The organism is Candidatus Eisenbacteria bacterium (assembly GCA_005893275.1).
Taxonomy (GTDB): Bacteria; Eisenbacteria; RBG-16-71-46; order SZUA-252; family SZUA-252; genus WS-7.
In genome coordinates this window covers 42,889-57,196 of sequence record VBOW01000035.1, presented here as the reverse complement: position 1 = coordinate 57,196, position 14,308 = coordinate 42,889, and the positions used below count along the sequence as shown (strand labels likewise).

Below are 14,308 nucleotides of genomic sequence, written 5' to 3'. Positions count from 1 at the left end.
GTCTGGTCAGGCTTTGGCGGGGGAGGAACCGATGCGGTCGAAGCCGGCGCGCTCCTGCTTCCCCCAACCTCCGCGCCCCAGAATGATATCGAGCACGGCGCCGAGGCGGAAGAGGAGAGTCAGGAGGCGGTAGGAGAAGTTCTCCAGCACGCCGACCCCGATCATGAGGGCGAAATCACCCCAGCTCCGGTACAGTCCGAAAGAGAGCTCCTCGAGGAAGACCGCGGAGATGGAGAGGAATGCCCCCGAGGTGATCGCCAGGAAGAGAAAGGCCCAAAAGTAGAGCGGCGAGAGGAACCCGAGGAAAAACGCGATCGGGATCAGGACGTAGCCCACCAGCTCCACGATCGGTCCAAGTACCTCGAAGAAGACGTAGTAGGGCAGGCCGATCCAACGCAACGATCCCGACCGGCTTCCCCAGGCGAGCGAGCGGTGAATCCAGAGGGAGTGGATCAGCCCGCGGTGCCAGCGGTTTCGCTGGCGCGCGAGCGCGCCTATCTTCTGCGGCACCTCGGTCCAGCAGATGGGGTCCGGGAGGAACTGGACGACGTAGGGTCGCTTCTGGTCCCGCATGTGGCGATGCAGGCGCAGGACCAGCTCCATATCCTCGGTGACCACGTCCGAGCGGTAGCCCCCCACCTCGATCACCACATCCTTCCGGAATAGGCTGAACACGCCCGAGAGGATGAGCAGGTTGTTCATGGCCGAAAGCCCGAGCCGGCTTGCCACGAACGCGCGCAGGTATTCGACGACCTGGAAGGCCGCGAGGATGTTCTGCGGCAGCCGGGGCTGCACGATGCGCCCGCGTTCCACCTTGCATCCGTTCGCCACCCGAACCTGGCCGCCCACGGCTATGACGCGGTCCGGATCCTCGAGGAACGGGCGCACGACGCGCAGGAGGGCATTCTCCTGGAAGAGCGAGTCGGCGTCGATCGTGCAGACGAGGGGGTAGTGCGAAAGATTGATGCCCGCGTTCAGCGCCGCGCTCTTTCCCGCGTGCACCTTGTCGATGACCAGGAGGTTCGGATTCGTGGACGAGCGGTAGATGCCGCGGATGGGGCCGACGATCGGCAAGCTCTTGCGATAGACGGTATCGCGGGGCGACAACTTGTATTCGCTGCGCAGCCGGTCCAGGGTCCCGTCGGTCGAGCCGTCGTTGATGACGATGATCTCGTGCTGCGGGTAATCGAGGGACAGCACCGAACGCACGGCCGCGGCCACGTTCGACTCCTCGTTGTACGCCGGCACGAGCACCGTGATCGGGAAGGTGAAGTGAGACTTCGCGACCGCCTCGTAGTCGGCGTAGAAGTTCTGAGCGAGCCGGCGACGCATGTCGAAGAAGGAGAGAATCAAGAGCCCGAACAACACAAGCTGAAGCGCGCTGAAATAGATGAGGATCACCAAGCTGATCACGTTGACCGCGGGTAGGAGCCATTCGGGTGCGGTGAGCGCCGGCATCTCTAGGAACCTCCTCCGTCGCTCACCGCGGTCTCCGGGAGCGGCATTCCGAGCGTCATCAGAGCCTCCACCGCGCAATCGCGGGCGAAGCGGTCCTCCCCGTTCAGCGTCCGTAGAAGCGCTGCCTTCGCGGCTTCCCCCATCCGCACGAGCGCGTCGAGCGCGTTCCTACGGACCCACCACGATCGATCCTTGAGCGCCTCGGCGAGCGCCGGGATCGCGTTGGCGTCTCCGATGCGGCCGAGCGCCTCGGCCGCGTGCGCCTGGACGTACCAGACCGGGTCCCGGAGCAAGGGCTCGACCAGGGATGCGCTGGCACGGTCGGCGATCATGCCGAGGGCCCAGACCGCGGCGGAGCGAACGTCGGGTTCCCTGTCCGCGACCGCGCCGCCGAGCGATCGCGTGGCGCGCGCGTCTTTGATCTCGCCCAGGATCCGCGCGGCCCAGAAGCGCGCCTTAGGCGCTCCCTCTCGGAGCGTTCGGATCAGGAGGGGAGCGGTGCGCGGTCCCATCTCGATACAGATCGCTGCGATCCGGGCCGACACCGCTTGATCATGCTTTCCCAGAAGCTGGACGAGAGCCTCCTCGGCGGCCTGGAGCCTCATTCGGCCCAGCGAACGCGCCGCGACGTTTCGCACGTCGGCGTCCTTATCCTCGAGCGCCCTCAGGAGCGTCGGCACGGAGCTCGGCACTTTGAGCTCCCCGAGGACCCGGAGCGCGTGGGCGCGGGTCCACTTCATGGGGCTTCTCGCATTCCGGAGATAGCGGGGGACGACGCCCGCCTCTTCGATCGCCTGAATCACGTCGAGACGCAGCGCCAGCTCGAGCTGGCTCACTTCGTCCGCCGCCAACTCGGACCAGCGGCCCGAGAGCGCATGGACGATCTGCCCCATCGCCTCGGCGCGGTCCTCGGGAATCCCGGTCTTCAAGAGCAGGAATTGCTTCCTCAAGCGCTCCAGGAAGGCGCGTTTCGAGGACTCCTCGCGGTCCGAATAGATCTTGTTCGCAATGGCGGCGATGGTCGTGAGCGCCACGATGCAGAGAAGGAGCCCCAGAGTGACCAGGAGGGCCTGGTAGTCGATCACGCCATCCTCCTCACCAGCGCACCGAACCTGAGAGCGTGAGCCCCCAGGTGGCGTATGAGTGGTTGTCCACGGAGTAGTAGCCCTCCACGCCCAGCGGGATCTCGCCGAGAACCGTCCCGTTCAGGTACGCGGACCAGACGTTGGAGGCGATGTCGTCGAAGTTCGTCGAGGTCAGGAACGAGAATTCGTACCGGGCGCCGTAGTCGAGCGCCCCGCGCTCGGAGTAGCCGGAAGCGGTCACGCCCGCCGCGTGTTTGACGCTCTCGAGGGGTGTGAAGTAGCTCGGGGAGGGCTTGGAGAAATCGGACCACGTGAGCCCGTAGTCCAGGGTGAGCCGTGGTTGCCTTGCGTTGATGCGGTATCCCACGGATCCGGCCACGCTCGTGCGCTCGTTGTCGTCCGTGTAGGTTGCCCTGGAGAAGGAGCCCTCCGCGTGGCCGCGCCCGCTCCAGTCCCAGCGAAGGTCCAGGCCCGCGTCGGTCACGCCGCCCGGGACGAGGACGTTTCCGCCCGTGGCATCGACCGTCTTGATCGCGACGAAATCCCGGCTCACGCCGAGGCTCGGGGAGAAACGTCCGAAGTAGCCCCACAGCCGCGAGTGGAAGCCGAAGAAGTCGTCGTCCTGCCCCAACGGGTAGAGCACGCGAGGATTTCTGCTCTCGAACCGCTGGTACGCGAGCCCCGCGGCGAGCTGCACCGGGTAGCGCCGGAGGAAGCTCATGTCGCCGCGGATTCCCGTGCTGTTCAGGTCGTAGTTCAGGGTCGTGTCCGGCGGGTTGCCCGGGTTCTTCTCCCACTGGTGGAGCCTCGAGCCACGGACCAGGATCCCGACCGAGCGGGCCAGGGTGGCGCGCCCGTCGATGAACCCGCCCACGGTCTCGAGCTTGAACGCGGTCGAATCGGATGTGATCTGCCGCTCGCGGTGTCTCAGCCACCCGCTTCCCACCGCCGGACGGAGCGCGAGGCGAACCGCGTCGCGCTCCTCCTTGAGCCCTTCGGCATCGGCGCCTCGCGACGCCGCCTTCTCCGTGAAGGCATCGGACGCAGTCGGCGCATCGCGCCAGCGGGCCACGGTAGCGAGCCCGAGCCAGGCGTCGCCGTTTCGGGGATCCGCCTTGAGCACCTCCAGGTATTCCCTCGATGCGCCGGCGAGATCGCCGTTCCAGGAGAGAGCGTGCGCGTAGCCGATACGGGTTTCCAAATCCGTGGAGTCGGCCGCGATCGCCCGCCGGAACTCGGCGATCGACCGGTCGCTCCGGCCCGACCATGCGAGCGCCCGGGCGTACCCCGCCCTGTCGAACGCGTCGTCGGGATGGAGCGCGAGAAGTTTGCGGTAGGCAGCGATCGACTCGTCGAAATGCCGCGACCACGCGAGCACGCGCGCGAGGAGCGAGAGGAGCTCCCTGTTTTCGGGGTCATCCCTCAGGGCCTCGCGTAGGGTGGCGGCGGCTCTACTGAAATCCTTGCGGTCGCTCGACTCCCTCGCGGCCCGCAAGGCCTCGTCGGATCGGGCCACGGAATCCTCGGCCGCCTCGGAGGTCGGCATCAACCCGGGGGGCGACAGGGGTGGATCCGAGCGCGCGGCCGCGGCGAGCGGGAACAGGGCGGAGCCGATCAGGCCGGCCAGCGCCAGGCGCGCCACGCGCGCCGCCGCCGCCTTTCTAATCTGCGGTTTCCCCGCCTTGCTATTCCCGTTTCGCGTCGAGGTCCGTTTGGTTTCGTTGCTCACGGGCGTCCATTCCCTCGAAAGAATCCCGCAACCACTTTGCAGACTTCTTGATTCGCTCTGAGATCATCGGCATCTCCCATCCTTTCCACACATAGGAGTTGGATTCGGGGGCGGTCACGCGAAGCTCTTGTGCGACAACGCCTTGAGCGGTGCCCGGCGGGCCCAGGAAATCGACCTCGCCCGGTTTGATCCGTGCGGAGAGCCCCGTCCGAGCCGGCCCGAGGGAATCGGCCCGGAACAGGGGAAGCCTCGTCGCCCATGCCAGGAGCCCGATGCCCTCCGTCCGGGAGACTTCGACCTCGCTCGTCGCGGGCTTGTCATCCAGAACGGCCCGGCTCGAGGGATCCCCGACGTTCAAGAGGCCCCAGGGAAGGGCGATCTCGATCGTTTCGCGCGCCTCGTCCATGGCCCACTCGGCGTGCGGATCGTATTCAAAGGTCGAATCGCCGCCCGGCCAGGCGGGAGCGCGCGAGGGCTCGCGGCCGAGCTCCAGGCGGCCCCAGTCGAGGTGTCGTGACGGGTACACCTTGCCGCTTCGGGAGACGCGCTCGCGGTTCGTCTCGATGATGAGCGGGATATAACGTCCGTCCACGTTCGCCACGGGACGGAACGGGCTCGTGTTGGATTCAAAGCGCCCGTCCACGAGCACACGCGACCAAACCGAATAGTTCATCGCCTTGTCGATGAAAAGCTCGGCCCTGGGCGGGCGCTTCCCGCGGTCGCGCAGGTCCCCCGGATCGATCAGCAGCACGAATTCCGCTCCGCGGGACCAGGTCGCGCGAAGGGGCCGGGGCAGCCCGCGGTCGCCGCGCTTGGGATCGAGCACGTCGAGGGAGACTCCGATCATCGGCGGGGGCGCCGGACCGGTTCGCGGTCCCTCTCCGCCGCGCCGAGGAGCCTCCGCGAGATCGATCCGCACATAGAAGCGGTTTTGGTCCGAGGTGACGTACAGCGCGCGAAGGAGCGCCCCCTCCGCGGCCGTGGCGTACGGAGCGATTCCGGCCCAGTCCTCGGGGTTCCCGTCCACGTGGATCACGGAGGGCGGATCGAAACCGATGAGCCCGTAGCTCTCCTCCGGGTCGAGCAGGTTGTGCCACAAGGGGTCACGGTCGCGCGGCTGCTCCGCGCGCATGACCAGCCAGTTCACCTTGAACCATTCGTCGAAGAGCGCGAACAAGAGCGCGCCGGCGCAGCCCGTGCCCTGGATGTCCTCGACGAGGCGGACATCCTGTCGCCCCTGCTCCTCCTCGGACATCCCGCCGTGATTGATCCCCTGAGGTTGCAGGTGGGCGATGCCGCGGCTCGTCGGAACGCCGAATTCCCCGATGAGGAGAGGGATGCCCCGGGTGTGCGCCTTGAGATCCGCGAGATATCCGGCGTAATTGCATGCCCCGTGCTTGTCGCGATACGCCGAGTACCCCGGATCGAGATTCATGAAATCGGGATAGTAGGGGTACACGTGATAGTTCGCGAAATAGCCCAGCGTCCGGTTGAGCGGCGAGGGCCCCCGGATCGGTCGAATCTTCCCAGGATCGACCGAGAACGCGTCCTCGTCGTGTTCGGCCTGGTGCCCTCCCGGCTCCGTTTCGGTCGGATGGCGCATCACGTCCAGCGTGGGCCAGTTCACGAACGAAACGGCACGGCTCAGACCGTAGCGATCCGCCTCGTAGGACGCCGCCAGATCAAGCTCACGCCCCAGCCAGCATTCCATCGGCGTGCCTTCTTCGACCGAGAAAAAGGTTCCGCGGAAGGAGGTCACGCCGGGGTGCGTCCGCTGCGTGACGCGCACGGCGTACGGCTCCCATTCGCGGCCCAGGAGCCAGCCCGCCACGTAGGGGGAGACGTCGGCCGCGTAGCGCCCGGCCGCGTGGCCCGGCCGCGGCGGGATCACCGCGTTTCCGTGGATCGCGTCGATGGAGGACTTGATCTCCGAATCAAATCCCCGGATGAATGCCGGGTCCCAGAAATCGTTCCGCTCCGGAAGCTCGGTCCACACCTCCTGAAAGAGCCACAGGGGCTCCCTGGGGTGCGCTTCGTTTTCTTCCTTGAGCGCCTGATAGAAATCGGGGGGATGGAGCGCGTAGACGCGGATCGCGTTCGCGTGGAGTGCCCGCGCGAATCGGAGCCAGCGGCGATAGTCCGCCTTGGTGATCGCGAACTCTCCGGGGAAGTGCCCGGCCGTGCCTGCGCCAAGATTGACGCCGCGGATGAACATCGGACGCGAGCCGCCGCCCGTGACGACCTCGAACCGGTCTCCGCGCGCGCGGACGTACCGGGAAGGCTCGGAAGCGCCGCCACGGATGGAGGAAGCGGCGCTCAGGAGAACTAGGAGTGATGGGACCGCGCGCCATGCACGAGAGATCGGACCGGCCCTCCGTCAGGTGCCAAGCTGTCGCAATACTCGCGTAGCTCCAGAGGGGAGCGCACTCGGTAGAACCGCGGTTCTATTCGGCTCCCGGTTCAGGGAGGATCGCCCGGAGGGTCCCCTCGAGATTCTCGAACGAATCCAGAATGGCGTCGGGCTCGGCCGCGAGGAGCTCATCCCTCGACGCGAGGCCCGTCGCGACGATCACCGCCCGCGCGCCGATCGCGCGGGCGCACTCGACATCGCGCGGCGTGTCCCCGATCACGGTCGCCTCGCCTCCCGTGACGCGCCGCCCCAAGAGCCCCGCCGCCTTCTCGAGCGCGATCCGGGCAAGCATGCTGCGGTTCTCGTGCTCGTCCCCGAAGGCGCCGAAGCGAAAGTATTCGCCGAGGCCAAACCGCCGGAGCTTGAGCATCGCTCCCCGATGAACGTTTCCCGTCAGGAGGCCCACGATCACGTCGGGCCGCCCGCTCAGGTGTCGGAGCAGCTCCTTGACCCCCGGATAGAGCTTCGCGCCGTCGTGGTTCTTCATCTCGCGTGCCAGGTGACCGGCATAGCGGTCCAGGCACGCGCCCCTGCGCTCGAGGATCACGTCGTCGGGCACGCCCGCCATCCGCATGATTTCGACCACGCACTGCGGATCGGTCATGCCCGCGAAACGGAAGCCGGTGACCGGTCCTGTCGTATCGTAGGTTTCCCGGAGGGCCCGCGCGAACGCAAGCTTGGGGGCGATGCCCTCGCGGAGGAGCGTTCCGTCGATGTCGAAAAGTGCGAGACGCATCCTGATCTCGGTCTCGGTGGTGCTCGTTCTAATTGGCGGCCGGCTCGAGCTGGTACCCTTTCGGACCTCTGCTCATCATAAGCGGCAAATCGGTCACATCATAGCCGCGCTTTCCGGGCTGCGCCGTGAAGCGAAGACAGGGAATCACGACCCTCGCCGGATCGGCGGCATAAAGATCCGAGATCGAATAGCCGGCCGGTCGGGTCTGGCGCTTGGCCCAGGCCCGGAGGAAATCATCGGCGCGCTCGAGCGCTTCGCTCGCCTTGAGCCGGTCGGCGGTCTTGGCGACCTCCCCGGAATCCCAGCTCATCACGCCCCTTACCTTGATCGACGCGCAGAGAAAAGCGCCGCGCCCGCCCTCGAACGTGAGCTCTTCGTCGCGGCTCCTCGTGACCCTTCCGTCGCGGTCTGCGAACAGGAGATACACCGGAAGGCGGAACCGTCCCGAAGCCAGGTGAACGATCGCGCCATCGTTGAAGTCGAAGGCCATGAGCGTCTCCCCGCGCTCCCCGGCGAGCGTCGCGGGATCGACCTTGGCCCCTCCCGCGAGAATGCGCCGGGCCGCCGCTTCCCGGGAACGGTCGAGGCTCGCGGTCTGTCTCGCTGCGAGAAATCGCTCGACGGCGCGCACTTCGGCCTGATCGGGCTTGGGCGCGGGCGGCGGCGGATGCCCGAGACGGATTTCATTCGGCGCCTCCTCCGCGAGCGCGCCGGAGGAGAAATGCGGAGCCGTGACGGCGAGGAATGCCAGAGCCAGCAGCTTGGTCACCGGCCGCATTGGTACCACCGCTCGGCGAGCCGCGTCAAGCCCGGGCTCCCACACCCGCCGCGGCTCGAGCTCCCGCGCCCGCCGGGCCCGCGCTGACACCGGCGCCCGAGGCTTCGAACAGGCGTGGATTCGTCGTGCGCTTGAGCGCCTCATCCCGGGTGATCTTGCCTGACGTGACCAAATCTTTGAGTGCTTGGTCCAGGGTCTGCATTCCATGTTGGGCTCCTACTTGCATGATGCTCAGGATCTGGGCCGTCTTTTCCTCGCGCACCAAGTTTCGAAGCGCCGGGATCCCGATCAGGATCTCGAGGGCGGCGACCCGGGATTTCCCGTCGGCCGTAGGGATCAGGGTCTGGGCGATCACGCCCTCCAGGGACTCGCTCAGCATCGTCCGGATCTGGGACTGGCGGTCCCCGGGGAAGACGTCGATGAGCCGGTCGATCGTTTTGGCGGCGGAATTGGTGTGGAGCGTTCCGAAGACGAGGTGTCCTGTTTCGGCGGCGGTGATCGCGAGCGAGGTCGTCTCGAGATCCCGGAGCTCGCCGACCAGCAGGCAGTCCGGATCTTCCCGGAGAGCGCTCCTGAGCGCTGTGGCGAAATCCTTCGTGTGCCCCCCGACTTCCCGCTGGTTGATGAGGCATTTCTTGCTCTCGTGCACAAACTCGATCGGGTCTTCGATGGTGATGATGTGGCCCTGCTTGTTCGAGTTCAGGTAATCGATCATCGCGGCGAGCGTCGTCGACTTTCCGCTGCCGGTGGGTCCCGTCACGAGCACGAGCCCGCGCTCTTTCATCGCCATCTCGCGCAGGACCGGCGGGCACCCCAGCTCCTCGAGCGTTCGGATCTTGGTCGGGATGACTCGGAATACGGCGCCGGGGCCGCGCCGTTGCGTGAACACGTTGGCTCGGAAGCGCGCGACCTCCGGTATCTCGAATCCGAAATCGATTTCGTTGTGAGTTTCGAAATGGGCGCGCTGGTCCGGGCTCATGATCTCGTAGAGCATCGTGCGCGTCTCGTCCGCGCTCAGAGCGGGCAGGTTGGCGCGGACCATCTCCCCGCGCATGCGGACAAGCGGCGGCATCCCCGCCGAGAGATGAAGATCCGAGGCCCCCGCGTCCCGGGTGGACGTGAGGAGTGACGCGATGGTTTGGGGCATCAGGGGAGGTTCTCGTTCATGATCGAGTCGCGATCCTCGTCCGTCAGGATGGTCGCGGTGATGCCCCCGGTCCCGCTTTCGGGAACGTCCCAGACCGAAGCGCCGTCCCGTCTCGCCGCAGGCAGGCCGAGCAGAGCGAACGGCCGATCGGCGAGGACGGCGCGCCCGTGGCGGCTTCTGGCCAGATACGAAAGGAGCGCCTTTCCGTCGAGCCAATCGGTTCGCACGAACACGAGCCGCCCGACCGAGGCGCCGCCCAGCGCCTCTCCGACGGCGTCCCCGAGGAGGAAATCGTCGAGGATGGCGACGTCGGTGCCCTGCCCTACGACCAGCTCGGCCCAGTTGGCGAGCGCTTCCTCCCGCTTGCCGTAGATCACGCGGCCCACCGACTCTGGATAGGGTGCGGCCCCGTTCGGCTCGATGGCGAGCATGCGCCTCTCCGGACGGGCGGCCAGCGAAGCCAACGACGCGAGAACGAGCGAGCCGTTCGAGCGCGGCGGCCCATGGACGATCACGATTCCCTCCGGTCCGTCCACCATGTCGCGTATCTCGGCCTCCGCGACCGGAGAAACGCCGAGGGTGTTCAACTCGGGCACCTCCGTGGGGCGCGGGGAGAGCCGCACCACGGTCGCGATGCCGGAGGAGGTCCGGCAGTGGGACACGTTCAAGACCATGCGGTCCCCGCCGACTTCGACCGGAACGGAGCCTGCCGAGACGACGTCCCTCGTTCCCTCGAGATCGAAAATACCCAGCACGCCGAGGCGGGCTCTCAAGTACAGCGCTGCCTCGGGGCGCTCCGCGGGCTGCAGCTCCAGTCCGATGTCGGTTCGATACAGGACGGAGAGGGCTCCTTCCGCGGGGAGGAAGTGGATTTCGGACGCGTTCTTTCGGCGCGCGGTGTGTAAATGAAACAGGAGAAAGTTCGTGCCCGCCCGGTCCCAGACGACGTCGCGGCGAACGGTCTCCCAGCCGGCATCGCCAGCAGTGACCTTCGCGGTCTCCGCCGCCGCGCCCCCCTCTTTCCGCCCTCCGTAGACCGCGTCGATGGCCCTGCGCAGCGAGCCGGGGGCACCGATGACGAGGGACAGGGACCCGCCCACGATTTGGCGCAACTCCGCCACGGCGTCCTGGTCGGTCGGATCCGCCATGGCGACCGTCAGCTCGCTCCGTGAACCGAAGAGCGGCACGGCTTGAACCCTGCGCAGCACTTGCTCGGGGAACCGGCGCACCTGCTCCGAATCGATGGCCTCGGGGCGCACGTCGACATAGGGAATGCCGAGCTGTTTCGAGAGCGCCCAGCCGATGTTCTCCTCGGAGGTAAAGCCCAGCTCGACCAGGCTCTCTCCTATGAGATTCCCGGTTTCGCGCTGGCGCACGAGCCCCTGCTCGACCTGGGCTTCGGTGACGATTCCGCTCTCGACGAGGATGGAAGTCAGGGTTCTCGTCGGAATATTGGACCTGGTCACGGTTCACACCTCGCCGCCTGGGTGGAACGAACGGTTCCCGCGATGCGGTAAATCGCAAGGCATGTGCCACCGGGTCGGAGGGGCCGTCGATCCGTCTCAAGCGACGCGCGCAGAGGGGCTTTGGGGGATCGAGCGGATGCTCTTGGATGGGCGCCAGCTAGCAAATAGGTAGCCGCCGGGATGCAAAAGCGGTTAGATTCTCGGCGACCCGGGTTCTCGCGGGTTCAGGTTCTCGCGGCTCCATCCGACAACAAGGGAGGCCATGGCGCAACCACAGCTCAAGCGGATCGCTCGGAAAGAAAAGTTCGGCCGGGTCGGCAAGAAGGCCGCCCCCAAGCCCGTCGTTCGCCTGACCGCCCACGATCTCGCGGCTCGCCAGCGCGAGATATCGGTCAGCGAGTTCTTCACCAAGAACCGCCATCTCCTCGGATTCGACAGCCCCGCGAAGGCCCTCCTCACCACGGTCAAAGAAGCCGTCGATAACGCGCTCGATGCGTGCGAAGAGGCCGGCATCCTGCCGGACCTGGTGATCGAGATCGGGGAGATTTCCGAGACGCGGTACCGCGTCTCGGTCCAAGACAACGGCCCCGGCATCGTGAAGGCCCAGATCCCCAAGATCTTCGGCCAGCTCCTCTACGGCTCAAAGTTCCACACGCTGCGGCAGGCGCGCGGCCAGCAGGGGATCGGGATCTCCGCGGCGGGCATGTACGGACAGCTTACGACGGGCAAGCCGATCCGGATCGTCTCGAAAACCGGACCGACCAAGCCGGCGCACGAGTTCGAGATTCAGATCGACACCAAGCGGAATCAGCCTGTCGTCGTCTCGGACCGGGAGCGGGATTGGAAAGACGTCGATCCTTCGAGCGGCGAAAAGGGGGAGATCGCCCACGGAACACGGGTCGAGCTCGAGATCGAGGCGACGTACAAGAAAGGCCGCCACTCGGTCGACGGTTACGTCGAGCAGACCGCGATCGCGAACCCGCACGCCCGGGTGGCGTACACGGCTCCCGACGGGGAGCGGCGCGAGTACCCGCGTGTCGCGGAGCATCTTCCCAGGGCGCCGCTCGAGATCAAGCCGCACCCCCACGGGATCGAGCTGGGAATCCTCCTCAAGATGCTCCACGAGACCAAGGCGCGGAACATCGGATCCTTTCTCCACACCGAGTTCTCGCGCGTGAGCTCCCCGGTCGCGGAGGAAATCGCGAAAGCCGCCGGCCTCTCCCCGTCGATGTCGCCGCACAAGGCGGCCCGCGAGCAGGCGGAGGCGCTCTACACGGCGATTCAGGCCGCGAAGCTCATGGCGCCGCAGTCGAACGTGCTTTCTCCGATCGGCGAGGAGCTTCTTCTCGAGGGGCTCAGGAAGCAGGTCACGGCCGATTTCTACGCCGCCACCTCCCGCAGCCCCGCGGTGTATCGCGGGAATCCGTTCCTGGTCGAGGCGGCCCTTGCCTATGGCGGCGGCCATCTCCCGGCGGACGAGCTGATGACGCTCTTGCGATTCGCGAACCGGGTGCCGCTCCTGTACCAGCAGTCCGCCTGCGCGGTGACGAAATCGGTGGTCCAGACCACGTGGAAAACGTACGGGATCCAGCAGGCGCGGGGCGCGCTCCCGTCGGCGCCGATGGTCCTGATGGTGCACATCGCCTCGGTCTGGGTGCCCTTCACTTCGGAGAGCAAGGAGGCGGTCGCCTCCTACCCCGAGATCATGAAGGAAATCCGGCTTGCCCTTCAGGACGTGGGCCGGAAGCTCGGGCTCTACATCCGACGCGGGCTGCGTGAGGCGGACGCAGAGAAGAAGCGTTCGTACATCGAAAAATACATTCCCCATATCGGGATCGCGCTCCAGGAGATTCTCGGAATCGACGACAAACGGAAAGAGAAGGTCTGCGCGACCCTGAAAGACACTTTGGAACGGAGCCGGAAAAATGAGTGAGAGCGTCGTACCGAAGATCAAGAAGGAGGCGAAAGGGGTCGAGGAGTCTATCTTGAAAAGGAAGAAGCCCTCCCTTCGATTCCCGATCCGATCCCTGGCGAACGTGCGCTATCTCGAGAAGGAAGGGTACTTCGAGATCCGCGGACGCAAGAAGGAGCGGACGTTGACCGTGAACACCGTGAAAACGTTCGCCCAGACGCTTCGCATGATGGCCCTCTCGAAGACCCTCGTGGAAACCGACGACATCGCGACGAAGCGCGAGGCGTACTACGTCTCGAAGAATTGGGACGAGGCGCGCTTTCTGGAGCAAACGGAGTCCGATACCGTGATGGACGACGTTGAGGCGCTCTTCGAGGTGAACCGCGAGCAGCTGGGGTTCGTCCCCGAGGAAAAGGGAGGGGACGTCGCGGGGAACCTGATCGTGATCGACAAAGATCCCAACACGGGGAAGACGATCCAGATCGACTGCACCAAGTTCGGCTCCGGCGCCTACTCGATTCCGATCTCGGTCGAGGACCTGGGCTTCGAGACCAAGGCCAAGTTCATTCTGGTGATCGAGACCGCGGGGATGTTCCAGCGGCTCGTGAAGCACGGCTACTGGAAGACGGCGAACTGCGTCCTGGTCTCGATGGGGGGGGTGCCGACGCGTGCCTGCAGACGCTTCATCCGGCGTCTCGCCGACGTGAAGAAGATCCCGGTCTACGTCTTCGTGGACGGAGATCCCTACGGGATCAGCAACATCTATCGCACATTCAAGGTCGGCTCGGGGAACGCGGCGCACATCAACGAGTTCTTCTGCGTGCCGCAGGCGCGCTTCCTGGGTATCACACCCCAAGACATCATCGACTACAAGCTACCGACGCACCCTCTGAAGGAAGTGGACGTGAAGCGGGCCAAGGACGCGCTCAAGAACGACCCCTTCTTCCTGCATCACAAAGAATGGGCGAAGGCGATCGAGCATCTGGTCTCGATGGGGGTCCGCGCGGAGCAGCAGGCCCTGGCCGCGCACGGGTTGAACTACGTGATCGACAAGTATCTGCCGCAGAAGATCGCGCACCCGGAGAAGTTCTTGCCCTAGGGCGGGGTCCTGCTCCCTCCCCGGCTCACTTCTTCACATCGAGCCAAAGGTAGAAGGTCGCGCCGCCCTCCCGCACCGTGAGTTTCTCCCCGCGCGGAAGGCGCTCGATCTTGGAACGAACTTCGTTCAGACGGATTTTGTGGCCGCCCGCGCTGATTTCGGCGGGGAGGCCCAGCGCGAACATCGTGTCGATCGTCTTTTTCGGCATCGTCATGGCGACCGTGGCCATGTCCTTCCCGGGCTCCCAGACCTCGACGTGAAGGGCCGTCTCCTTCCCCCACCACCAGGGAGCGGGAGAGGGGGGAGCGAGCCGGATGGTCCAAAGGACCCCCATCACCAGCGAGATGAGGACCAGGGCCGCGATCCAGATTCCGGCACGTCGGGACATGGGTTCTCTCCGAGGGAGGGACCAAAGGAGCCTTGATGCCCTTACGCTAGCACAGGTCGGCGGGTTTCAGTCGTGTCCATGAGCCTCCACGCCCGCCGTC

At 66.0% G+C, this 14,308-nt stretch carries 11 protein-coding genes; 2 read left to right on the top strand and 9 right to left on the bottom strand.

Annotation, left to right across the window (positions count from 1 at the left end):
* Positions 1–6: 6 nt before the first annotated feature.
* The 8 genes from E6K76_07955 to E6K76_07920 form a co-directional block, all read right to left on the bottom strand.
* Positions 7–1,458: a glycosyltransferase family 2 protein gene (locus E6K76_07955; GenBank protein ID TMQ58433.1), complete on the bottom strand. Its 1,452-nt coding sequence runs from the start codon at positions 1,456–1,458 to the stop codon at positions 7–9.
* A gap of 2 nt (positions 1,459–1,460) precedes the next feature.
* Positions 1,461–2,543, bottom strand: a complete 1,083-nt coding sequence (locus E6K76_07950) for a HEAT repeat domain-containing protein (protein TMQ58432.1) — start codon at positions 2,541–2,543, stop codon at positions 1,461–1,463.
* Between the two features lie 10 nt (positions 2,544–2,553).
* A complete protein-coding gene (locus E6K76_07945; protein ID TMQ58431.1) occupies positions 2,554–4,272 on the bottom strand; it encodes a tetratricopeptide repeat protein in 1,719 nt (572 codons plus the stop codon).
* A complete protein-coding gene (locus E6K76_07940) occupies positions 4,229–6,487 on the bottom strand; it encodes a hypothetical protein (protein TMQ58430.1) in 2,259 nt (752 codons plus the stop codon). The genes E6K76_07945 and E6K76_07940 overlap by 44 nt, the downstream gene beginning before the upstream one ends.
* Before the next feature lie 229 nt (positions 6,488–6,716).
* Positions 6,717–7,418 (bottom strand): HAD family hydrolase, encoded by a 702-nt coding sequence (locus E6K76_07935; protein TMQ58429.1) that lies wholly within the window; start codon positions 7,416–7,418, stop codon positions 6,717–6,719.
* 28 nt (positions 7,419–7,446) lie between these two features.
* On the bottom strand, positions 7,447–8,187 hold the full coding sequence (locus E6K76_07930; protein TMQ58428.1) for a hypothetical protein: 741 nt from the start codon (positions 8,185–8,187) through the stop codon (positions 7,447–7,449).
* A 34-nt stretch (positions 8,188–8,221) separates the two neighbouring features.
* Positions 8,222–9,343 (bottom strand): type IV pilus twitching motility protein PilT, encoded by a 1,122-nt coding sequence (locus tag E6K76_07925; protein ID TMQ58427.1) that lies wholly within the window; start codon positions 9,341–9,343, stop codon positions 8,222–8,224.
* Positions 9,343–10,809 carry a hypothetical protein gene (locus E6K76_07920; protein TMQ58426.1) on the bottom strand — a complete coding sequence of 489 codons (1,467 nt, stop codon included), beginning with the start codon at positions 10,807–10,809 and terminating at the stop codon, positions 9,343–9,345. Before E6K76_07920 ends, E6K76_07925 begins: the two co-directional genes overlap by 1 nt.
* A gap of 262 nt (positions 10,810–11,071) precedes the next feature.
* Here E6K76_07920 and E6K76_07915 point away from each other — a divergent pair, with 262 nt between their 5' ends.
* Both E6K76_07915 and E6K76_07910 read left to right on the top strand, forming a co-directional pair.
* Positions 11,072–12,742, top strand: a complete 1,671-nt coding sequence (locus E6K76_07915) for a DNA topoisomerase VI subunit B (protein ID TMQ58425.1) — start codon at positions 11,072–11,074, stop codon at positions 12,740–12,742.
* The gene (locus E6K76_07910; protein ID TMQ58424.1) at positions 12,735–13,820 is read left to right on the top strand and encodes a DNA topoisomerase VI; all 1,086 of its coding nucleotides are present in this window, start codon (positions 12,735–12,737) and stop codon (positions 13,818–13,820) included. Before E6K76_07915 ends, E6K76_07910 begins: the two co-directional genes overlap by 8 nt.
* Positions 13,821–13,845: 25 nt before the next feature.
* On the opposite strand, the gene E6K76_07905 is transcribed toward E6K76_07910, so the two are convergent.
* Positions 13,846–14,208, bottom strand: a complete 363-nt coding sequence (locus E6K76_07905) for a hypothetical protein (GenBank protein ID TMQ58423.1) — start codon at positions 14,206–14,208, stop codon at positions 13,846–13,848.
* Between the last annotated feature and the right edge of the window lie 100 nt (positions 14,209–14,308).